This window comes from Pseudomonas sp. A-B-19 (assembly GCF_019947515.1).
Classification (GTDB): Bacteria; Pseudomonadota; Gammaproteobacteria; order Pseudomonadales; family Pseudomonadaceae; genus Aquipseudomonas.
Genome location: NZ_JAGYGN010000041.1, coordinates 14,782 through 37,047 on the forward strand (window position 1 = coordinate 14,782; position 22,266 = coordinate 37,047).

General features: G+C 58.0%; 19 protein-coding genes. 11 read left to right on the top strand and 8 right to left on the bottom strand.

The window, feature by feature from the left end:
* Window positions 1-5: 5 nt before the first annotated feature.
* Complete coding sequence (locus KGA81_RS28250; RefSeq protein WP_223550656.1) at window positions 6-1,055, bottom strand: homoserine dehydrogenase; 1,050 nt, start codon at window positions 1,053-1,055, stop codon at window positions 6-8.
* 635 nt (window positions 1,056-1,690) lie between these two features.
* On the opposite strand from KGA81_RS28250, the gene KGA81_RS28255 reads away from it, so the two are divergent.
* Window positions 1,691-2,050 (top strand): DUF6124 family protein, encoded by a 360-nt coding sequence (locus KGA81_RS28255; protein ID WP_223550658.1) that lies wholly within the window; start codon window positions 1,691-1,693, stop codon window positions 2,048-2,050.
* A 332-nt stretch (window positions 2,051-2,382) separates the two neighbouring features.
* Here the strand turns inward: KGA81_RS28255 and KGA81_RS28260 are convergent, their stop codons facing one another.
* From KGA81_RS28260 to KGA81_RS28285, 6 genes are all read right to left on the bottom strand, one after another.
* The gene (locus tag KGA81_RS28260) at window positions 2,383-2,820 is read right to left on the bottom strand and encodes an Lrp/AsnC family transcriptional regulator (protein ID WP_008003746.1); all 438 of its coding nucleotides are present in this window, start codon (window positions 2,818-2,820) and stop codon (window positions 2,383-2,385) included.
* A gap of 22 nt (window positions 2,821-2,842) precedes the next feature.
* Window positions 2,843-4,222 carry a threonine synthase gene (thrC, locus tag KGA81_RS28265; protein WP_223550660.1) on the bottom strand — a complete coding sequence of 460 codons (1,380 nt, stop codon included), beginning with the start codon at window positions 4,220-4,222 and terminating at the stop codon, window positions 2,843-2,845.
* Between the two features lie 16 nt (window positions 4,223-4,238).
* Entirely contained in the window at window positions 4,239-5,129 is an 891-nt protein-coding gene (locus KGA81_RS28270; RefSeq protein ID WP_223550662.1) for a LysR substrate-binding domain-containing protein, read from the bottom strand.
* Window positions 5,130-5,189: 60 nt separating this feature from the next.
* Window positions 5,190-6,620: an amino acid permease gene (locus tag KGA81_RS28275; protein WP_223550664.1), complete on the bottom strand. Its 1,431-nt coding sequence runs from the start codon at window positions 6,618-6,620 to the stop codon at window positions 5,190-5,192.
* A gap of 150 nt (window positions 6,621-6,770) precedes the next feature.
* Complete coding sequence (locus KGA81_RS28280) at window positions 6,771-8,048, bottom strand: cystathionine gamma-synthase family protein (protein WP_223550667.1); 1,278 nt, start codon at window positions 8,046-8,048, stop codon at window positions 6,771-6,773.
* A gap of 118 nt (window positions 8,049-8,166) precedes the next feature.
* Complete coding sequence (locus KGA81_RS28285; RefSeq protein ID WP_223550669.1) at window positions 8,167-8,340, bottom strand: hypothetical protein; 174 nt, start codon at window positions 8,338-8,340, stop codon at window positions 8,167-8,169.
* 208 nt (window positions 8,341-8,548) lie between these two features.
* Here KGA81_RS28285 and gabP point away from each other — a divergent pair, with 208 nt between their 5' ends.
* The 5 genes from gabP (at window position 8,549) to KGA81_RS28310 (ending at window position 14,170) form a co-directional block, all read left to right on the top strand.
* On the top strand, window positions 8,549-9,949 hold the full coding sequence (gene gabP, locus KGA81_RS28290) for a GABA permease (RefSeq protein ID WP_223550671.1): 1,401 nt from the start codon (window positions 8,549-8,551) through the stop codon (window positions 9,947-9,949).
* A gap of 109 nt (window positions 9,950-10,058) precedes the next feature.
* Entirely contained in the window at window positions 10,059-11,174 is a 1,116-nt protein-coding gene (locus tag KGA81_RS28295) for a GlxA family transcriptional regulator (protein ID WP_411736580.1), read from the top strand.
* Window positions 11,175-11,247: 73 nt separating this feature from the next.
* Window positions 11,248-12,369: a Re/Si-specific NAD(P)(+) transhydrogenase subunit alpha gene (locus KGA81_RS28300; protein ID WP_223550675.1), complete on the top strand. Its 1,122-nt coding sequence runs from the start codon at window positions 11,248-11,250 to the stop codon at window positions 12,367-12,369.
* Between the two features lie 11 nt (window positions 12,370-12,380).
* The gene (locus tag KGA81_RS28305) at window positions 12,381-12,731 is read left to right on the top strand and encodes an NAD(P) transhydrogenase subunit alpha (RefSeq protein WP_223550678.1); all 351 of its coding nucleotides are present in this window, start codon (window positions 12,381-12,383) and stop codon (window positions 12,729-12,731) included.
* Between the two features lie 2 nt (window positions 12,732-12,733).
* Window positions 12,734-14,170, top strand: coding sequence for an NAD(P)(+) transhydrogenase (Re/Si-specific) subunit beta (locus KGA81_RS28310; protein ID WP_223550701.1), 1,437 nt, complete (start codon window positions 12,734-12,736; stop codon window positions 14,168-14,170).
* 125 nt (window positions 14,171-14,295) lie between these two features.
* Here KGA81_RS28310 and KGA81_RS28315 read toward each other — a convergent pair whose 3' ends face one another.
* The gene (locus KGA81_RS28315) at window positions 14,296-15,186 is read right to left on the bottom strand and encodes a LysR family transcriptional regulator (RefSeq protein WP_095946308.1); all 891 of its coding nucleotides are present in this window, start codon (window positions 15,184-15,186) and stop codon (window positions 14,296-14,298) included.
* Window positions 15,187-15,350: 164 nt separating this feature from the next.
* On the opposite strand from KGA81_RS28315, the gene KGA81_RS28320 reads away from it, so the two are divergent.
* From KGA81_RS28320 to antA, 5 genes are all read left to right on the top strand, one after another.
* The gene (locus tag KGA81_RS28320; RefSeq protein WP_223550680.1) at window positions 15,351-16,433 is read left to right on the top strand and encodes a 4-oxalomesaconate tautomerase; all 1,083 of its coding nucleotides are present in this window, start codon (window positions 15,351-15,353) and stop codon (window positions 16,431-16,433) included.
* Between the two features lie 43 nt (window positions 16,434-16,476).
* Complete coding sequence (locus KGA81_RS28325) at window positions 16,477-17,811, top strand: dicarboxylate/amino acid:cation symporter (RefSeq protein WP_317850833.1); 1,335 nt, start codon at window positions 16,477-16,479, stop codon at window positions 17,809-17,811.
* Window positions 17,812-17,934: 123 nt separating this feature from the next.
* Complete coding sequence (locus tag KGA81_RS28330; protein WP_223550685.1) at window positions 17,935-19,239, top strand: CitMHS family transporter; 1,305 nt, start codon at window positions 17,935-17,937, stop codon at window positions 19,237-19,239.
* Window positions 19,240-19,330: 91 nt separating this feature from the next.
* A complete protein-coding gene (locus KGA81_RS28335) occupies window positions 19,331-20,584 on the top strand; it encodes an OprD family porin (protein WP_223550687.1) in 1,254 nt (417 codons plus the stop codon).
* A gap of 296 nt (window positions 20,585-20,880) precedes the next feature.
* Window positions 20,881-22,266, top strand: a complete 1,386-nt coding sequence (gene antA, locus KGA81_RS28340; RefSeq protein ID WP_223550689.1) for an anthranilate 1,2-dioxygenase large subunit — start codon at window positions 20,881-20,883, stop codon at window positions 22,264-22,266.

Consider the following 22,266-nt stretch of genomic DNA (forward strand, 5'->3'; position numbering starts at 1 on the left):
AGGGTTTACTCCTGGTTGCGGGCAGTGGATTGATGGATGCTGATGATGTCCGAGAGCAACGCAAACGCTGTTTCCGTGCGCCCGGCTCCAGGCCCCGAAACCGTCACCGCACCAAGCAGTTCGGAAGTAAATGACACTGCGTTGGTCGCGCCACCGACACTGGCCAGCGGATGGTCGTTGTTCAACAGCCGCGGTTCGACACTGGCACTGATCGAGCCGTCGGCATGGCGCATCGCCGACCCGATCAGCTTCCAGCGAGCGCCGTCCTGCCGGGCTTTTTCGATGTCGCCAAGGCTGAGGGACGAAATGCCGCTGCACGTGACGTCGCTGACCGTCAGCTTCGCGTCCAGCAGTTCATTGGCCAGGATCACCACCTTGAGGCGTACGTCATGCCCCTCGACATCCGCCGTCGGATCAGCTTCGGCGTAACCCAGCGCCTGAGCCTTGGCAACGGCCTCGGCAAACCCCAGGCCGCCTTCCATGCTGGTGAGCACGAAGTTGGACGTGCCGTTGAGAATGCCTTCAAAACCGACAATGGAGCTGCCTGCCAGTGCCTGCCGGGCCAGGCGAATAACCGGCGTGCCGCTCATGACCGAGCCTTCGTATTCAAAGGCGACATGCTTACGTCGAGCCAGTGCCTTGAGCTCGGCGCCGTGCAAGGCGATGGGGCCCTTGTTGGTGGTGACGACATGCTGGCCGCCCTCCAGCGCCCAACGGCAGAACGTCGTCGCCGGTTCACCGTCCACCGGGTTGGTGAAGGTGGCTTCAACAATAATGTCCGCGCCGGAGTCCTTGATCACCGCTTCATTGAGGGCTGCGACGTCGCCACCCGACAGTTGCGCCAATGCACCTTTGACTGCCGGCAATCGGGCGAGCACATTGGCGTCCAACCCTTCGCGGCCAATCACCGAACCGAGAAACAAGTCAGTCACACCGACGATTTTCAGGGTGAAGCCCAGTTCTGTTTTCCACTGCTCGTTACGATCGGCAATCAGCTGAGCCAATGCCCGGTTAACACCACCAAAGCCAACCAGCGCCAATTTGTATTCAGTCATTTTGTTATGCCCTCGATCCGAGTGATGGGTTGTTGGGCACTAGGTTAGGGCTGGGCCCAGGGCAGTGAAATAGGCCAATTTGCTCTATTTTGTGGGCGTTTTGACCAGTGTCTGGGCAAAGCTTCAGAATCGGGTAGGAGGCGGACCAATCTTGACCACCACATCCCCCCTGTGGGAGCGAGCTTGCTCGCGAAAAACCGGAGAACGCCGCGGGGTGTCAGGCTTTCAGCGTTATCGTTGGCGACCATCGCGAGCGAGCTCGCTCCTACAGGATTTGGGCCTATAGATAGGGCCTGTTTAACGGCTGTCAGTGTTACTCGATGAAAGCTACAACGCCTTGCGTCGTTGCCTACAGGTACGCCAGAATCCGCCGGCTTGTGCGCCTTGGAAGCCATCGGTAACTTGATTCGTGTCACTGCCCATCAGTGATCGGGTTTAGTCGCCCGGGGTATATCAAAGCGCATATGCGATCAGACAGTCAGGTTATTTCATGCCTGCACTTCATGGTAGCTGTGCGCAGGGCGCCTTCGGGCGCGCCGGTTTGATACTCCCCCGGTCGACTAACCTGCGTACAGCTGCCACCCCTTGTTTAGTCGCAGGTCGGTGACGGCTCCATATATTTGGGAGTTCAACCTATGATCAAGCCTTCGCCTAATCCCCCGGACACCGATCCAGCATCCCCATACGAACCCGATTCAAAAAAACTGCACGAGGCCGCCGAGCATGCCCTCGCGTACCACTTCCCCTCGACAGCCGACATCAAAGCCACCCCTCGAACAATCAGCACCTTGTTCACCGTCGACCCCGAGGCCACGACTGAAACCCTGATGGTCTATCTGGTCGAGACCCTGGCCTCGGTGGATGTGATGGTGCATCAACTGGTGGATCATCTGGAGGGTGGTGACCGCAATGCCCTGCTGGGTATTTCCAATAGCGTCATGCTCGCCGAAATCACCGCAAACCGCGTGCTCGATCAAATCGAACCGGTCGCATAAACCCGCAATACCACATACCCCTGTGGGAGCGAGCTTGGTCCGGGCGGCGTTCCGACGATGAGGCCCTGTCATCCAACATTTCTATTGACTGTCACGCCGCCATCGCGAGCAAGCTCGCTCCCACAGGTATTGTGGCCGGCCGTGGGATTGGCGGTCACTGAAGATCAAACTGTGGGAGCGAGCTTGCTCGCGATAGCGGACTGTCAGGCACCCCTTGTGTGACTGCCCAACCGTCATCGCGAGCAAGCTCGCTCCCACAAGGATTGCGGTGTTCAAACCCTTAACTGATCGGCATTAGCCTTTCTGGCCCGTTTTCTATTACGAAAAATGGGCTACACAACAGACGACAACACAAAGGAGGTCACGGTATTTTCCACTCCGGGCAACGCGGCAATTTCAGTCCAGACCTTGTGCACCCGCTGCGGGCTCGCAGCGCCCACCCGCAGCATCAGGTCGAATTCGCCGCTCATGACATCGCACTGGATGACTTCCGGAATCGCCCGCAGCGCTTGTAGCACTTCCGCACCCCGCATCCGGTCGTAGCGGTAAACGAAAATCACCGCGTTGATGTTCGACGTGGCTTGCCGCCCCTCCCCCGTGCGTACCGTATATCCCTGTATGACCCCGTCGCGTTCGAGTCTTTCTATACGCTGGCGCACCGCATTGCGTGACAGGTTGACCTTGGCCGCCAGTTCGGCGTGTGCAGCCCTGGCATTGAGCTGTAGTTCAGCGATGATGTGTTCATCGAGAGGGTCCAGAATTCGCTTCACTTGGCCTCCTGTTGTCGCGCCTTCACAGCGCGCCGAGCCGCTCATGGATGGTATCGAGGTCGTCCGGTTGAATTCGGTAAACCTGCGCCTGTCCCTGCGTCGCGACCTCAGGGTGCAGCCCCGGCACACTGATGCCCAACTCGCCAAGCAGTGCCGCCGACTTGACCGGTGAGATTTCCCCCAAGGTCACCATTGGCGCCACCAGGCTTCGCCGATACAACCTGGCCGCCAGCACGCCAGTGGCCGTATGCGGATCGATGACGTATCCCGTGTCGCGAAACAGCGAGGTGATTTCCGTCAGCGTCTGCTCATCACTGACCGCGTAGGAGTCGATGATCATCCGCGCCTGCAACCAGAACTCGTTGGCGATGACCATCTCGCCGCTGGACTCGAACCCCTCCATCAGCGCACTCACCGCCTGGTCGTCATGCCCGTAGAGCTCCCAAAGGAAGCGTTCCAGATTGGAAAAGATCGACAGGTCCATGGCAGGCGAAAGCGTCTTGTTGGCGCGTGACCTGCTGTAGTGGTTCTTCTGGAACAACTGATGCAACGCGTCGTTCTGGTTGGTCGCAACAATCATCTGGGTGATCGGCAGGCCCATTTTTTGCGCGATGTAGCCGGCATACACCTCGGCAAAACTCGCCGCCGGTACGCTGAAACCAATCGGTCGCTGGCCGCCTCCCAGTTGCAACACGGCGTGGAAGTAAAACACCAGTTGCGCCAACACACTGACCCAGTTACTGGAGTTGAAACTGATCGCCTCGTACTGCGCATACGGCCATTGTCGGAACAGCCGGGTGACGATGGTCTGGCACTCGTCGAAGCTGCCGTTGACCGCGAACTGATGAACCCTTGGGTGCGCCGCTGCTTGCAGATGCTGGAGTTGGTCCCGGGGAACGCCCTTCTCCGGGTAAAACACCACCACGCAGGTGTCCTCGCAGTGCTTGAACGCCTCGATGGCCGCCAGCCCGGTATCGCCGTTGGTGGCACCGATCACCACCCCGCGACGCCCGCGCTTGCGCAGAAAATACGGCACCAGCCGTGCCTGCAACTGCGCGGCAAAATCCTTCGAGGAGCGAGTCGGCCCGTGGAACAGTTCCAGCACCCACTCGTTACGATCGACCTGATGCAAAGGTGCAAGGGAGCGATGGCGGAATTGACTGCCAGCCTCTTTGAGCATGCGCTTGAGGTCTGTCTCGGGGATCGCCTCCCCCACGAACGGACTGATCACCCTGTAGGCCAGTTCGTCATAGGGCAAGGTCGACCAGTTGGCGATGTCCTGCGCTTCAAACAGCGGCAGTTCCAGCGGTACGAACAGCCCACCGTCCTGGGCAATGCCAGACAATACGACCTGTTCGAAGTCGACCTGTACGGCCGAATTTCGGGTACTCACATAACGCATGGTTGGCTCCGGCCATTCATTTGAAACGATGTGCCTGCTCGACCAGCCAGGTGGAAAACATCACCGCGTCGGGGTGTTGCTCGGCCCCGGAACCGCGCACAAGGTAAAAAGACTCGCTGGCTTCGATACGTTGGGTAAAGGGTTCGACCAATCGTCCATCCAGAAGCATCTCCTCCACCATCGAGGACCGCGCCAGGGCGATCCCCTGCCCTAACTCGGCCATGCGCAACGTGCAGATCAATGTATCGAACTGCATGCCGGTCGAGGAGTCGACGCTGTCCGCACCGACCATGTTCAACCAGTATCCCCAACCCTCTTCGTAACCCAGGACATGCAACAGCGGATGGTGCGACACATCCGCCGGGACCGTCAGCGGCGACCTTGCCATCAGGTCCGGCGAGCAGACCGGGAACAACGTGTCCCAGGTCAGGCGCTGCGCCACCAGGCCGGGCCATTGACCGTGGCCCCAGCGAATCTCCATGTCATCCTCCCCGTCCAGTTCCTTGACCCAGATATTGCTGATGTAGCGGATATCGACATGCGGATGCGCCTGGCTAAACCCCGCCAGCTTGGGTGCCAGCCAATGCACGAAGAACGCCAGGCTGCCACGCACCTTGATCGGCCGACGTTTATGCTGGCCAAAAATCTCGTTGGTCCCCACTGCCAGTCGCGTGATCGCATCCTGCACAACTGGCAGATAAGCCTGGCCTTCCTCGGTCAGCCCCAGGCCTCGGGGCAGGCGTTTGAACAGTGCCACCCCAAGATGGCTTTCCAGTTGGCGGATCTGCTGACTGACCGCGCCCTGGGTCAAAAACAGTTCTTCGGCGGCATGGGTGAAGTTCAAACAGCGGGCAGACACCTCGAATGCCCGCAGCCAGTTCAATGGGGGTAGCGTCTTTTGCTTCATGGCTTGAACCTCTTGGACGCCCCCTCCACCGAGCACGCTTGCCCATCCCGTCGACGCTGACTAGAACGCATCGGACGGTTGTGCCAAGGGGGCAACCGACAAGCGTCGCTCGCGGCTTTTGCGGGTAATGTAATACACGAAATAGCACCAGGCGATGAAGGGCAAACCGAAGTACAACGCCACTCGCTGTTCCGGATCGAACGCAATCCCGACACACGCCAGACTGCAGCAGACCAGCGCTCCCAACGGCACCCATGGATAACCCCGGACACGGAATTTCAAGTCGCGGATGTCACCGCCGTTGGCCACATAGTGACGACGGAAAGCAATCTGGCTCGCAGCGATGCTCATCCAGACCACTACCACCGCCAATCCGGAGATCGACACCAGTGCCAGATAGATGGTGTCGGCGGCAAACACACTGCTGAGCAACGAGGCAGCCCCGCCCGCCATGCTGATGATAATCGCGTTGAGCGGCGTGCCCATACGCGTCAGTGCCGAGAATTGCTTGGGCAGGTGACCCTGGTCACTCAGCGTCCAGATCATCCGTGACGCGGCATACAAACCGGAGTTGGCGGCCGACAGCAAGGCACTGATGATCACGAAGTTCATGATGTCTGCCGAATAGGGAATCCCGATGTAGGTGAACACAGTCACGAATGGACTCTCTACCAGGCCGGCCTGCTCACGGGGCAACAGCGTCGCCAGGACAAAAATGGTCCCCACGAAAAAGATCGCCAGGCGCAGCACCGTCGTGCGGATGGCACGCGGCACGTTGCGTTGCGGGTCCTTGGTTTCCCCGGCGGCAATACCGATCAACTCAGTACCGGAGAACGCAAAAGACACCGCCAATAACGTCATGGCGATCGGCATGACGCCGGTAGGAAAAAGTCCTTCGCGAGTGAAGTTGCTCAACCCGATGCTGTGGCTCTGATCGATGTGCAGCAAACCGAGAATCGCGCCACCGCCAATCATCAAAAACACAATGACGGTCACCACTTTAACCAGAGACAACCAGAACTCGGTCTCAGCGAACAAACGCACCGAAATCACATTGGTCAGAAACACCAGACCTGCAAACAACGCACTCCAGATCCATACAGGTGTATCCGGGAACCAACGCACCATCAAGATACCGGCGGCGGTGAATTCAGAACCGATGGCCACCGTCCAGGTCAGCCAATACAGCCATGCGACGGTATACCCGGTACCAGGCCCCAGAAAGCGGGTGGCATAGGTACTGAACGAACCGGTTTCCGGCATCTGTACCGCCAGTTCGCCCAGGCACATCATCACCATGTAAACCATGAGCGCGCCGATGATGTAGGCGATCACCGCACCCAGGGGACCGGCTTGGTTGACCGTATATCCAGACGTGAGAAACAGCCCGGTACCGATGACGCCACCTAATGCCAACATGACGATATGCCGTGTTTGCATTTCCTGTTTAAAACCGGAACGCGAGTGAAGTTGTTCTTCTTTTATGGACATGGTTGCTCTCATGAAAGTTATTAGGGCGCGGATTAACGTCTGCGATGACTGACTGGGCAGAGAAAAAACAGATCGCCACTAAGTTTTATTATTATTCCACTTCATGAACGCCCCACTCACATCCTTGCAGTGAGGTTTAACGCTAACGCTTCAGCTTGCAACTTCGGCGCAACTTTCATTTATTGAAAATTGCGTGTTTGATGGTGCAGGTGCGTTGCCCGTCTCCCGGACAAATGCGAACGCCTGTTTCAGGTCGTCGAGCAGATCGTCGGTGTCTTCGATGCCGACAGAGATCCGCACCAGCCCTTCGGAAATACCCAGGGCCAGGCGTTCCTCCAGCGTGTTCTCGACATGGCTGGTGGTGCGGGCCGGACCGTAGATGGTTTCCACCGCACCGAGATTGCCCGCACAGTGGGCGAATCGCAGTCGTGGCAAGAGCACCTTGACCGTGTCCATGCCGCCCACCACGACAAAACTGACGATTGCACCGAAGCCGGACATTTGCGCGCACGCCACCGCATGATTCGGATGGCCGGGCAAACCGGGATAATTGACCGACTCCACCAAGGGTTCGACGCAGAGGTACTCGGCCAGTGCACGGGCACTGCGTTGCTGCTGACGCATGCGCAGCACCAGGGTTTTCATGCCGCGAATGATCATGTAGGCGGAGAACGGGTCGAGCGTCGCACCGTTGATTTCCCGGTAATGACGCACCTTGGCCATCAGTGATTCACTACCGCACACCAGGCCGCCAAGCACGTCGCCGTGGCCGCTGAGAAACTTGGTGGCACTGTGAATGACCACGTCCACACCCAGCGCCAGCGGGTTCTGATTCAATGGCGTGGCGAAGGTATTATCCGCCACCACAATGGCACCGACGCGCTTGGCCGCAGCCACCAGACGCTCGATATCGAGAACTTTCAGCGTCGGGTTGGTTGGCGTTTCCAGATACACCAATTGGCAACCTTTGGTGATTTCGCGTTCGATTTCTTCGTGATCGAACGTCTCGCACAAGGTCACGTTCACGCCGGTGCGCGGCAGGAACTCTTCGAAAATCTTGTTGGTGCCGCCATAGCTGTCCCTGGTCGAGACCACCCGATCGCCATGGGCCAGGAAGGTGTAGAGCACGCTGCTGATCGCCGCCATCCCGCTGCTGAAAGCCACGGCCGATTCGGCCAGCTCCAACTCGCGAATCTTTGCCTCGAGGGTCTCGACCGTCGGGTTGCTCATGCGGCTGTAGATAAAGCCGGGGGCCTTGCCCAACGCAACGTCGTACCAGACATCGATGTCGTCGTAACCATAGGCGGCACTGACCACGATGGGCGTTTGAGTGGCGTTGTAGGGATGCCTGACCTGCTCCCCGCCCCACACGGCACGGGTTCCCGCACCGGCATTAACAAACCCTGCGTTGTCTGGTTTTTTATTCATAAAGACTACTCGCACTGAGGGTGGCGAATGTTGAGTCACTCACCGGATCTGGTGGCCAATATAGTGAAATGCAGCGCCGCCGAGAAACGATGTTATCGGTGCCAAAGGGCTGCTTTTTTTAATGGCTGCGATGGCGCAGATTCAGGTCAGTTGCGGCAGCGAAACGATCTCCTTCAGAAGCGACATCGGCATTCAATACTTCGATAACGTGAATTTTTCCTTGGTCGCACGCGCCTGCCAAACCCCCGGCCTCAACGGCGAGTGCAAAGTTTCCCGTGTCGATATCAGGCACGGAGGTGGCGCGATCAGGTATCTGGATTGTCGGACAAGCCGGGTAAGGTGGCGCAACTTTTCAGTGCGGTGGCCACATCGCGGTGACAGAGTTTATAGAACAGTAGCGTTGAGGACTGTTGCTTTCAGGAGGGGCAACAGCAAGCCCCCATGATCGCTTCCCCCCTCACTCAGAACGCTTGAATGTCGATCGCCAAAGAGTAAAAAAAATGATCAGCCCGAGCTCCAAGGATTCGAATGGCCAATTGGCGCAGGGCTTCAAGCCTCGTCACGTCACAATGCTGTCAATCGCCGGTATCATCGGCGCCGGTTTGTTCGTTGGTTCAGGACATGCCATTGCAGCTGCCGGCCCGGCCGTCCTGCTGGCCTATCTGTTCTCCGGCCTGCTCGTCGTTCTGGTCATGCGCATGCTCGGTGAGATGGCGGTGGCCAACCCGGACACCGGTTCGTTCTCCACCTATGCCGATCAGGCCATTGGACGTTGGGCGGGCTTCACCATCGGTTGGCTCTACTGGTGGTTCTGGGTGCTGGTGATCCCTATCGAAGCACTGGCCGCGGGCCATGTGTTGAACCAGTGGTTTCCTCAGATCGATGCCTGGCTGTTCGCCCTGGTGTCGATCATTGCATTGGTGATCACCAATCTGTTCAGTGTCTCCAAGTACGGTGAATTCGAGTTCTGGTTCGCGATGGCCAAGGTGGTGGCGATCATCGGTTTCATCGGCGTGGGTTTTGCCGTGCTGATGGGCTGGGTGCCCGATCGGGAAGTCAGCGGACTGAGCGGGCTGATGGCCGAACATGGCGGGTTCGCCCCCAACGGCCTGTCGGCGGTAGTCGGCGCCTTCATCACCATCATGTTCAGCTTCATTGGTACTGAAGCGGTCACCATCGCCGCCGCCGAATCCGACAACCCGTCGCAGAACATTGCCAAGGCCACGCGTTCGGTGATCTGGCGCATCGGTGTGTTCTACCTGTTGTCGATTTTCGTGGTCATCTCCGTGGTGCCCTGGAACGATCCGCTGTTGGCCTCGGTAGGCTCCTACCAGCGGGCACTGGAAATCATGAACATTCCCCACGCCAAGTTCATGGTGGACGTAGTAGTACTGATCGCCGTGGCCAGTTGCATGAACTCCTCGATCTACATTGCCTCGCGCATGCTGTACTCGCTGGGCCGTCGGGGCGATGCACCGAAGGCGCTGAAGGCGACCTCCTCCGAAGGCGTGCCGCGGGCAGCCGTCATCGCCAGCACCGTGCTGGGCGCAGCGATCACCGTATGGAGCTACTTCATGCCCGCCGGGCTGTTTGACTTCCTGCTGGCCAGCTCCGGTGCGATTGCCTTGCTGGTGTACCTGGCCATTGCGGTGTCGCAGCTGCGGATGCGCCGGATGCTACGTCGGCAGAATGTCGAACTGGCCTTTCGCATGTGGCTGTTCCCGTGGCTCACCTGGCTGGTGATCGCGTTCATTTGCGCAGCGTTGGCGGTGATGATGATCACCCCGGAACACCGTAGCGAAGTGAGCTCGACCATTGGCCTGGCGCTGGCGATTTCCTTTATCGGTCTTGTCACATCGCGTCAGCCTGCGCGGGATGCAAGGGCGACGTCGGTGGGCTGAAACCAGGGCGGTATCTGCGCCGATCCTGATACCCCCGTGCCCCAAGGCCGGGGGTATTGCAAGCGCCTGTGTCTCGGGCCTAATCGCTCCTCGTGAGGACATGACTACGATGTCATCGAGCTCCACCGTGTCCGACGGTACCCCTACAAAATCAGTTGGTTTTCTGCTGCTGGATAAATTCACGCTGATTTCCCTGGCGTCAGCCGTAGAGCCCCTGCGCATGGCCAATCAGTTGTCGGGACAAGAGCTGTATCGCTGGCATACGTTCAGCCCCGGTGGAGAGGCTGTCTGGGCCAGTGATGGCGTGCCGATCACTCCGGATGCTTCGTGGAGCAATCCGTTGGTGGCGGACACTGTAATCGTGTGCGGTGGTGTTGGAATCCAGAACGTGATTACCCGCGAGCACATTACCTGGCTGCAAGCCCTTGCGCGTAAATCCAGACGGCTGGGAGGCGTGTGCACGGGCAGTTGGGCACTGGCCAAGGCCGGGCTGCTCGACGGCTATGAGTGCAGTGTGCACTGGGAGTTTCTGGCCGCCATGCAAGAAGCTTTTCCGCGAGTCAGGCTCAGTTCGAGTCTGTTCACCCTTGACCGAAACCGCTTCACAAGCTCCGGCGGAACGGCCCCTATGGACATGATGTTGCATCTGATCGGTCGCGATCATGGTCGTGAATTATCGGCTGCCATCTCTGAGATGTTTGTCTACGAGCGCATCCGCAACGAACAGGACCATCAGCGCGTTCCGCTCAAGCACGTGTTGGGAACTCACCAGCCCAAGCTGCAGGAGATCGTTGCGTTGATGGAGGCCAACCTCGAGGAACCGCTCGACCTGGATAACCTTGCACAATACGTTGATCTGTCACGTCGACAGCTAGAGCGGCTATTTCAGAAATACCTGCACTGTACGCCGTCACGCTACTACATGAGGTTACGTCTTGTTCGAGCGCGACAACTGCTCAAGCAAACATCACTGTCGATCATTGAGTTGGCGTATGTCTGCGGTTTCGTGTCCACACCGCACTTTTCCAAATGCTATCGCGAGTACTTCGGTGTTCCACCGAGCGACGAGCGTTCCGGCGCTGAAATGAGTCGCCTGCCGGCAACGCTTGCGACTGCGCAACAGTCATCGACCAGACCGCTGACAGCCCTGGACCAGGCACGCAACGAATCGACTTTTGCCAGTGTTCGAATGATTGATCGTTCCAAATTGGCGCAATCGTGCTGATCGGCCTTCCCTGCCACCCCCATTCATCCGCAGTGCATGGGTTTACTCAACAAGATCACGCAGGAGATTTGACGTGCACATTGGTGTTCCTCTCGAAACCCAGACCGGTGAAACACGGGTTGCTGCAACCCCGGAAACCATCAAGAAGCTGATCGGCCAGGGCCATAAGGTCACTGTACAAAGCGGCGCCGGCATTAATGCCAGCGTTGTCGACAGTGCCTATGCGGCGGCAGGCGCAAGCATTGGCAGCGCCAACGATGCGTTTGGTGCAGAGCTGATTCTCAAAGTCGTCGCCCCCAGCGACAGTGAGCTCGCGCTGATTAAGAGCGGCACCATAGTGGTGGGCATGCTCAACCCGTTCAGCAACGAAACCATCGCCAAGCTGGCCGAGTGCGGGATTACCGCCTTTGCCCTCGAGGCGGCGCCGCGCACCTCCCGCGCGCAAAGCCTGGACGTGCTGTCCTCGCAAGCCAACATCGCCGGCTATAAAGCCGTGTTGCTGGCCGCGCACCACTACCCGCGCTTCATGCCGATGCTGATGACCGCCGCGGGCACCGTGAAAGCGGCGCGCGTGCTGATCCTCGGTGCCGGCGTGGCCGGACTGCAGGCCATCGCCACCGCCAAACGCCTGGGGGCGGTGATCGAAGCGTCCGACGTGCGGCCTGCGGTGAAAGAGCAGATCGAATCCCTCGGCGCCAAGTTCGTCGACGTGCCGTACGAGACCGATGAAGAGCGTGAGTGCGCCGTCGGTGTCGGCGGTTACGCCCGCCCGATGCCGGCCAGCTGGATGCAGCGCCAGGCCGCGGCCGTGCACGAACGCGCCAAACAGGCGGACATCGTCATCACCACCGCGCTGATTCCCGGCCGCAAGGCACCGACCCTGTTGAGTGCAGAAACCGTGGCCCAGATGAAACCGGGCTCGGTGGTCATCGACCTCGCCGCCGCTCAGGGCGGCAACTGCCCGCTGACCGTGGCCGATCAGGTGGTCGTCGCACATGGCGTGACCATCGTGGGCCCGACCAACCTGGCCAGCGCCGTGGCGGCCGATGCTTCGGCGCTGTACGCCCGCAACCTGCTGGACTTCATGAAACTGTTGTTCGATAAAGACGGACAACTGGTGATCAACCTGGAAGACGATATCGTCGCCGCGTGCCTGATGTGCCGCGACGGCCAGATCGTGCGCAAGAACGGCTGAGGATAAAAACAATGGAAGACATGCTGATCTCTCACGGTATCTACAACCTGATCATCTTCGTGCTGGCGATCTATGTCGGCTACCACGTGGTCTGGAACGTGACACCGGCCCTGCACACGCCACTGATGGCGGTGACCAACGCCATCTCGGCCATCGTCATCGTCGGCGCCATGCTCGCCGCCGCCCTCACCGTGACCCCGCTGGGCAAGACCATGGGCACCCTGGCCGTGGCCCTGGCCGCGGTCAACGTGTTTGGTGGCTTCCTGGTGACCCGGCGCATGCTGGAAATGTTCAAGAAAAAAGCGACCAAAGCGCCGGCTGCCAAGGCCGAAGCTGTCAAGGCCGAGGTGCAGCAAGCATGAGCATGAGCATGAACCTGGTTACTTCCCTGTATCTGATCGCCTCGGTGTGCTTCATCCAGGCGCTCAAGGGCCTCTCGCACCCCACCACGTCGCGCCGCGGCAACCTGTTCGGCATGCTCGGCATGGGCCTGGCGATCCTCACCACGGTGGGCCTGATCTACAAGCTGGGCGCCGAGCTCGCACACGACGGTATCGTCTACGTGATCGTCGGCCTGCTGATCGGCGGCACGGCCGGTTCGATCATGGCCAAGCGCGTGGAAATGACCAAGATGCCCGAACTGGTCGCCTTCATGCACAGCATGATCGGCCTGGCCGCGGTGTTCATCGCCGTGGCTGCCGTGGTCGAGCCGCAGTCGCTGGGCATCGTTGCGCAACTCGGCGACGCAATCCCGGCCGGTAACCGCCTGGAGCTGTTCCTCGGGGCCGCCATCGGTGCGATCACCTTCTCTGGTTCGGTCATCGCCTTCGGCAAGCTGGCCGGCAAGTACAAATTCCGCCTGTTCCAGGGCGCACCGGTCCAGTTCAGCGGCCAGCACAAGCTGAACCTGCTGCTGGGCCTGGCCACCCTGGGCCTGGGCGTGACCTTCATGCTCACCGGCGACTACACCGCCTTCGCCGTGATGCTGGCCCTGGCCTTCGTGCTCGGCGTGCTGATCATCATCCCGATCGGTGGCGCCGACATGCCCGTGGTCGTGTCGATGCTCAACAGCTACTCCGGCTGGGCCGCGGCGGGCATCGGCTTCTCGCTGAACAACTCGATGCTGATCATCGCCGGTTCCTTGGTCGGCTCAAGCGGTGCGATCCTCTCGTACATCATGTGCAAGGCGATGAACCGCTCCTTCTTTAACGTGCTGCTCGGTGGCTTCGGCAACACCGCGGAGGCGGCCGGCCCGGCCGGTGCGAAAGAAGCCCGTCCGGTGAAATCCGGCTCGGCCGACGACGCGACCTTCCTGCTGACCAACGCCGACACCGTGATCATCGTGCCGGGCTACGGCCTGGCGGTGGCGCGGGCCCAGCATGCGCTGAAGGAACTGACCGAGAAGCTGACCCACCGCGGCGTGACCGTGAAGTACGCGATCCACCCGGTGGCCGGTCGCATGCCCGGCCACATGAACGTGTTGCTGGCCGAGGCCGAAGTGCCTTACGACCAGGTGTTCGAGATGGACGACATCAACTCCGAGTTCGGCCAGGCCGACGTGGTGCTGGTGCTGGGGGCCAACGACGTGGTCAACCCGGCGGCGAAGAACGATCCGAAATCGCCGATTGCCGGCATGCCGATCCTCGAGGCGTTCAAGGCCAAGACCATCATCGTCAACAAGCGCTCGATGGCCAGCGGCTATGCCGGCCTGGACAACGAGCTGTTCTACCTGGACAAGACCATGATGGTGTTCGGCGACGCCAAGAAGGTCATCGAAGACATGGTCAAGGCTGTCGAGTAAAACCTGCCCAGCCCTTCCCCCGTTAACCCCGGCCATTGACAGGACGGGGTTGATGGGAGGGTGAAGCCCATCCACTCACCAGTGAAGTCTGCTCGACGACGCTTGCCATAAAAACCGCCGATCCCTCATTGCGGCCATTGTTCGAGCAGTATTGAAACGAACTTCTCCGCTGCGGGGGATAGTGATGCCCCCCGGCGGTAAACCAATCCCAACGATCGATTCACCACAGGCTCTATCAAAGGGACACTTACCAGCGTTGGGTGATCCCCGGCAGGCATTGCCAGACTGGGCATCGCCGATACGCCTAGCCCAGCCTCTACCAGTCCCAGAGAAGTAGACAAGTGCTGTACCTCGTAGAACCACTGTGGGCGCCAACTCAAGCCTGATAAAGCGTGATCCAGCAGCATACGGTTTCCGCTCAGGCGACCCACGCCGATAAGACGATAATCGCTGAGTTCAGACCAGGTCACCGAGCTACGTTCAGCCAACTCATGATCGCGCCTGCAGGCCAACACAAAAGGTTCATTCACTAATGGCACGAACTCGATATCCGGGTGCTGGCCGCTCATCATATTGATGCCGAAATCGGCTTCGCCCCGCAGGACTGCCTCAAGGCCTTCATTCGCACTAAGGTCCAGCAGTCGGATTCGAATTTTAGGATAGCGCTCGTTGTACAGGCGGATCACCGAAGGCAGAAAGTAGAATGCGGCAGTCGGAATACACGCCAGGGTCACCCTGCCAATTTGACGTTCCGCGAGCTCGCGGATATTGAGAATCGACTCATCGAAATCGTCCAGTAATCGCCGTGCCTTAGGCAGGAAATCCCTACCTACGCTGGTCAGGCTGACCTTGCGCGTTGTGCGATCGAGCAATGAGGTTCCCAACCCTTCTTCCAGCTTTTTGATTCGCCGACTCAAGGCTGGCTGAGACAGATGCAGGGCATCAGCCGCTTCGTGAAAACTGCCCAGTTCGGCAATCTTCACGAAAGATCGTATGTCATTAAGCTCATAGTCCATTTTTTGTCACGCCAGCAACGAGGATGGATAGCAATCTACCTCACTTTAATCATTCGTAAAACGCAATAATAGCGCCGATATTTGCATTGGAAACATTTTTTAAAGCCTGACACTCTTGCCTCAAGAACATCAATTACCCCGATTGATCAACAAGAGTCTGTGTCATGCAAAGAATTCCCTGTGTGCTAATGCGTGGCGGTACCTCCAAAGGCCCGGTATTTCTCGCTTGGGATTTACCTGTAGCCATCGAAGCCCGTGACGAGCTGCTGCTCAACCTGATGGGCTCAGGTCATGAACTGGAAATCGATGGCATCGGCGGCGGCAGCCCGCAAACCAGCAAAGTAGCCATTGTCAGCCCTTCGTTGCACCCGGATGCGGATGTCGATTATCTGTTCGTACAAGTGATGGTTTCACAACGTCGGGTGGACACCGCTCCCAACTGCGGCAACATGCTGTGCGCCGTGGGTCCATTTGCTATTGAACAGGGCCTGGTCAAGGCGTCCCGCGAACGTACTCGCGTGCGCATTCGCAATTTGAACACTGGGACATTTGTGAATTCCGAGGTGCAGACCCCGGATGGCAAGGTCAGTTACGAGGGAGAGACTGCAATCGACGGCGTGCCGGGTACCGCTGCACCGGTGCAACTGACCTTCCTCGATGCCGCCGGTAGCAAGACCGGCAAACTATTCCCTACAGGCAACACACAGGATGTGATCGATAACGTTCCTGTGACCTGCATCGACATGGCAATGCCAATGCTTCTTGTCGAAGCTGGCCAGTTGGGCAAACGTGGAGATGAAAGCCCGGCCGAACTGGACGCCGACAAGGAGTTTTTGCGGCGCCTCGAGTCGCTGCGACTTCAAGCAGGCTTCGCAATGGGCCTGGGTGATGTCAGCGACAAGGTCATTCCCAAACCCGTATTGGTATCACCGGCCAAAGCCGGTGGCACGATCCAGGTTCGTTACTTCATGCCACACAACTGCCACCGTGCCCTTGCCATTACTGGCTCTATCGGCCTGGCCACCGCTTGCGTCACTGAAGGCAGCGTAGTCGCGCAGATGCTGGGTGGAATCAGCACCCCTCGCCTGGAAAACGTTCGAATCGAGCATCCAGGCGGCGCAATTGACGTCGTGTTGTCCTACACCGGTGCCAAGGGTGAGACCATTCGCGCCTCAGTCGTACGCACGGCACGCAGGCTATTCGCCGGTTACGTTTACGCCACCGCCTCTGCGCGACTTGCCGGATAGACCCGGTAGTCGTTGGCATTTTTGCATCAGCACAATTCTAAAAATGGGTGATGCCATGAAAGTTGTTAAATCGCTCTATTTCCAGATCCTCTGCGCTGTCCTGCTGGGCGTAATCGTCGGGCATTTCTGGGCTCAGCAAGCTATCGCTCTCAAGCCGCTCGGTGATGCCTTCATCAAGCTGATCAAGATGATGATTGCACCTGTCGTGTTCTGCACCATCGTCACTGGCATTGCCGGGATGAGTGACAAGCGTTCACTCGGTCGCTTGCTCAGCAAGACCATGTTGCTGTTTCTTGGGTTGACGGTGATCAGCCTGATCATCGGCCTGGTCGCGGTCTATGTGTTCAAGCCTGGCGCCGGCATGAACATTGATCCGAGTCAGTTGAGCACTAAGGGATTGACTCAATACACCGAGTCGGCTGCGCAGCTTGGGGTGGTCGAGTTTTTCATGCACATCATCCCCGATACCTTTATCGGTGCATTCAGCAAGGGTGAAGTACTGCCGGTGCTGTTCATTGCGGTGTTGTCTGGCTTTGCCCTGTCCTCGCTTGGCGAGCGTGGCAAGCCGGTACTTGACGTTCTTGAAGCAGCGTCGCACATGGTGTTCAAGATTTTCTCTTACCTGATGCGTTTTGCACCCATCGGCGCTTTCGGCGCGTTGGCGTTTACGGTAGGGCAGTACGGCATCACTTCGCTTGGTTCGCTGGCGAAATTGATCATGACGTTGTACATCGCCTGCGGTTTCTTTGTTTTCGTGGTGCTGGGAAGCATTTGTCGCGCTAATGGCTTCAGTCTCTGGAAGCTGTTGCGATACTTCCGTGAAGAGTTTCTGGTGGTGCTGGGGACTTCTTCCACTGAACCTGTGATGCCACGCATGCTGGAGAAACTCGAAGCCTTGGGTTGCAAAAAAGGCGTGGTGGGGCTGGTGCTGCCGACGGGTTATTCGTTCAACCTGGATGGCACTGCCATCTATCTGTCGCTGGCCGCCATTTTCATTGCCCAAGCCTGCAACATCGACCTCACCCTCACCCAGACCATCACCATGTTGGCGATCATGCTCTTGTCCTCAAAAGGAGCCGCTGGGGTTACCGGCAGCGGTTTTGTCGCACTGGCATCTACGCTGACCGTGATGCACGACATTCCGTTGGCCGGCTTGGCCTTGCTGATTGGCATCGATCGTTTCATGTCTGAGGCACGTGCACTGACCAGCCTGGCCAGCAATGCTGTGGCAACCGTCGTGATCTCTATCTCGGAAAACGCTTGCAACCGGGAAACGCTGATACAGGCCCTGGACGGAAAACCTGTTCCGGCTGAGGCGCTGGCCAGGAAAGAATCCTGGGAAGACCTGAACGTCGCCAAGAACGCCAAGATCGGATAGTTCCTACTCCTGACTTTACTCAAAACCCACCCGCCAGGCACCGCTGATCGTGTCGCTTGGCGGGTTGGGGATCGTGTGCCTCGGCGTCAGCCACTCTAACGATAACAACAAGAGAATCGTTCTATGCTCGCTTTCCTTGGCTTGGCCATGGTGGTCGTATTCACCTTCCTCATAATGACCAAGCGTTTGTCGCCCATCGTCGCACTGACTGTTGTGCCCATCGTATTCGCCGTCATTGGCGGATTTGGCGGCACCACCGGCAAGATGATGCTCGACGGCCTGAAAATGGTCGCCCCTTCAGCTGCACTTCTTTTGTTCGCAATCCTGTTCTTTGGCTTGATGATCGACGCCGGTTTGTTCGATCCACTGATTCGCAAGATTTTGAAGCGAGTCAATGGCGACCCAATGAAGATCGCTGTCGGCACTGCCCTCCTCTCCTTGCTTGTAGCTTTGGACGGCGACGGCACAACCACTTACATGATTACTTGCGCGGCAATGCTGCCGCTGTACAAGCGCATCGGCATGAACCCGATGATATTAGCGACCATCGCTATGTTGTCTCTCAGCATTATGAGTGGCATGACGCCATGGGGCGGCCCCGCGACTCGCGCGATCGCGGCATTGGGCCTGGATGCAGGTGAATACTTCGTGCCTTTGCTACCGACCATGATTGGTGGTGCGATGTGGGTAGTCTTTACCGCGTTCTTGCTGGGCCGTGCCGAGCGCAAGCGTATCGGCAATGTTCAGCTGCAAAGTGGTGGCGGCGATTGCTACATCGAGGCGATTCTTGAGGACACACCGCACAAGCGTCCCAAGCTTGCGTACATCAACCTGCTACTCGTAGCCGCAGTGATGGCGGCTCTCGTGACGGGGCTGATGCACTCCGCGATTCTGTTCCTGATCGGCTTCGTTCTGGCGCTGATGATCAACTATCCACAATTGGATATTCAGAAAGAACGCATCCTTGCCCATTCGGGCAACGCCATGACCGTCGTGTTGCTGGTGTTTGCGGCCGGGATTTTTGCCGGGATTTTTTCTGGTACAAAAATGGTCGACGCCTTGGCCCAAACCCTCGTCGACTGGATTCCGCCGTCCTGGGGGCATCTGTTCCCACTGGTCGTTGCGATCACCAGCATGCCGCTGACCTTCGTACTGTCCAACGACGCCTACTATTTTGGCGTATTGCCGATCCTGGCCAATGCGGCCGCAGCTTACGGCATCGATCCCGTCGAGATCGCCCGGGCGTCTATTCTCGGACAGCCTGTACACCTGATGAGCCCACTGGTCGCTTCTACTTTGTTGCTGGTGGGAATGGTCGACCGCGATATTGGCGACTTCCAGAAAGCCACCGTCAAATGGGCGGTGCTCACCTCCCTGGTGGTTACTGCACTGGCCTTGTTAACCGGGGCAATCAGCCTGTTTACCTGATTCACCCAAACCTTATGCCGTCTTCCAACGAGCCTCACTAGCGAGGCACGCGCTGTCCTGCACTCTAAAAAACAACAATGAGTAATTTGCCATGAGTTTTTTGCATTCCCGTCAGGCTTTGTTTTGCGTTTTAGGTTTGTTGCCAATGGCCGGTGCCAGCGCCGAAGGCTTTATCGATGACAGCAAACTTAAACTGCAACTACGAAATGTGTATTTCAACGAAAACTTTCGTGACGAGCACGGCATGAGCGCACGAGCAGCGAGAACCGCAAAAAGTGAGCGAACTGAGTGGGCTCAAGGATTCTTGCTGGACTATCAGTCAGGATTTACACAAGGGACGATGGGGTTTGGCATTGATGCCCTTGGCCTGCTTGGGGTCAAGCTCGACTCAGGCCGTGGCCGTAGCGGTACCGGACTATTGCCGGTTCATGATGACGGTCGGGCGGCCGACGAGTTTGCCAGTGCCGGTGTTACAGCAAAAGCACGGCTTGCCAAGACCACCGTCAAATACGGCACCTTGCTGCCCAAGACCCCTGTGCTGATTTACAACGATGCGCGATTGTTGCCACAGACCTATCAAGGCACCCAAATAAGCAGCAGCGACATAGAAAACCTTACCGTCACCGGAGGATACCTGGACCGTTTCAAACTCCGGGATTCTACCGACAGTGTGCCGATCGTACCTGACGGTTTCAGTGGGGATAAATCAGGAGATTTCAGTTACGCCGGTGCCGAATATAAATTGGGCAAGGACATCCGCCTGAGCTATTTCTATGGCGAACTCGATAACTTCTACCGCCAGAACTTCGCAGGCATCCAACACGACCTGCCCTTGGCCGGTGGAGTGCTCACCAGTGACTTGCGCTACTTCCATAGCGCTGATACTGGATCTGCCTTCGACGGCAAAATCGACAACGACATGCTCAGTGGCCAACTATCGTATGCCATCGCGGGCCATACGATGGGGGGTGGCTATCAGACCCTTAGCGGCGATGCAGGCTTACCCTTCATCAGTGGTGCTACCGTCTATTCATTCAGTAACGCTGGCATTGGCAAATTCATTGAGGAAGACGAGAAGACCTGGATGCTTAATTACGGCTACAACTTCGCGGCCGCAGGCGTGCCTGGTCTGACCTTTTCCACGCGCTACCTAAGCGGCAATGACGGTAAATCCGATACCACCGTCAAGGAATGGGAGCGTGATACCGAGCTGGCTTACGTCGTTCAAGGAGGTTCTTTCAGCGGCCTGGGCGTGCGCCTTCGCAACTATGTCTACCGCTCGGATTTTTCCCGGGGGCGTGACAGCAACCGGGTCTACCTTACCTACGACATTGTCCTTTGGTAGGACGCGGATCGCAAATGTTGGCCATGACCGGCAATCAATGACCACGAACATACAGTGTAAACATCATGATTATGTTTTTATCTAAAAATAGTAAATGCCTTCGACTTCGCTCAACCGCCTTCGAAGGCACTTCCAGAAATAACTTCTTGCAGCATGATGCACCGCATGAATGTCCCATAAAGAGCGAGCCGTACCCCCTCAAAAGCGGATAGATATCGTCTCGAATCCGGATAGATGCACCCCACAAAAAGGCTTTCAATCGGCGGGAGCCTAAAAACTACAAAAGGGTGTACCTGATGAACAACTCGAGAAGCATTGCGCAGTGGCAAGAATACATCCAGGGCTGCCTGGATTTCCGTCCGGCCGAAGGCATTTACCGCATTGCCCGCGACATGTTCACAGAGCCGGAACTGTTCGACCTAGAGATGGAACTGATCTTCGAAAAGAACTGGATCTACGCCTGCCACGAGAGTGAAATCGCCAACCCCAATAATTTCCTGACGATGCGTGCGGGTCGTCAGCCCATGATCATCACCCGCGACGGCAATAATCAGCTTCACGCGCTGATCAACGCTTGTCAGCATCGGGGCGCGACGCTGACTCGCGTCAGCAAAGGCAACCAGTCCACCTTCACCTGCCCGTTCCACGCCTGGTGTTACAAAAGTGACGGCCGCCTGGTCAAGGTCAAGGCCCCGGGCGAATACCCGGAAGGCTTCGACAAGGCTACCCGCGGCCTGAAGAAAGCCCGAATCGAAAGCTACAAGGGCTTCGTGTTCATCAGCCTGGACGTCAATGGCAGCGACTCGCTGGAAAACTACCTCGGCGATGCCAAAATATTCTTCGACATGATGGTCGCCCAGTCTCCTACCGGCGAGTTGGAAATACTGCCCGGCAAGTCGACCTACAGCTACGACGGCAACTGGAAACTGCAGCACGAAAACGGTCTGGATGGCTATCACGTCAGCACCGTGCACTACAACTACGTCTCCACGGTGCAACATCGCCAGCAAGTCAATGCCGCCAATGGCGGCGGCTCCGACACGCTGGACTACAGCAAACTGGGCGCCGGCGATGCCGAAACCGACGACGGCTGGTTCTCGTTCAAGAATGGCCACAGCCTCTTGTTCAGCGACATGCCCAACCCGACCGTGCGCGCCGGTTATGCCAGCGTCATGCCACGCCTGGTGGAGGAATACGGCCAGCAGCAGGCTGAGTGGATGATGCACCGTCTGCGCAACCTCAACATCTACCCAAGCCTGTTCTTCATGGATCAGATCAGCTCGCAGCTGCGTATCGTGCGTCCGGTAGCCTGGAACAAGACAGAAATCACCAGCCAGTGCATCGGCGTCAAAGGTGAGTCCGACGCGGACCGGGAAAACCGCATTCGCCAGTTCGAAGACTTCTTCAACGTTTCAGGCATGGGAACCCCCGACGACCTGGTGGAGTTTCGTGAAGCCCAGCGCGGCTTCCAGGCACGCCTTGAGCGCTGGAACGAGGTGTCCCGCGGCAGTGAAAAATGGGTCGAAGGCCCCACTCCCAACAGCGAGGTCCTGGGCATCAACCCGGTACTGACCGGCACCGAGTTCACCCATGAGGGGCTCTACATCAATCAGCACGGTTCCTGGCAGCGTTTCCTTCTGCAAGGTCTGGAACAAAAAGCCATGAAGTTGAAGGAGGTGTGA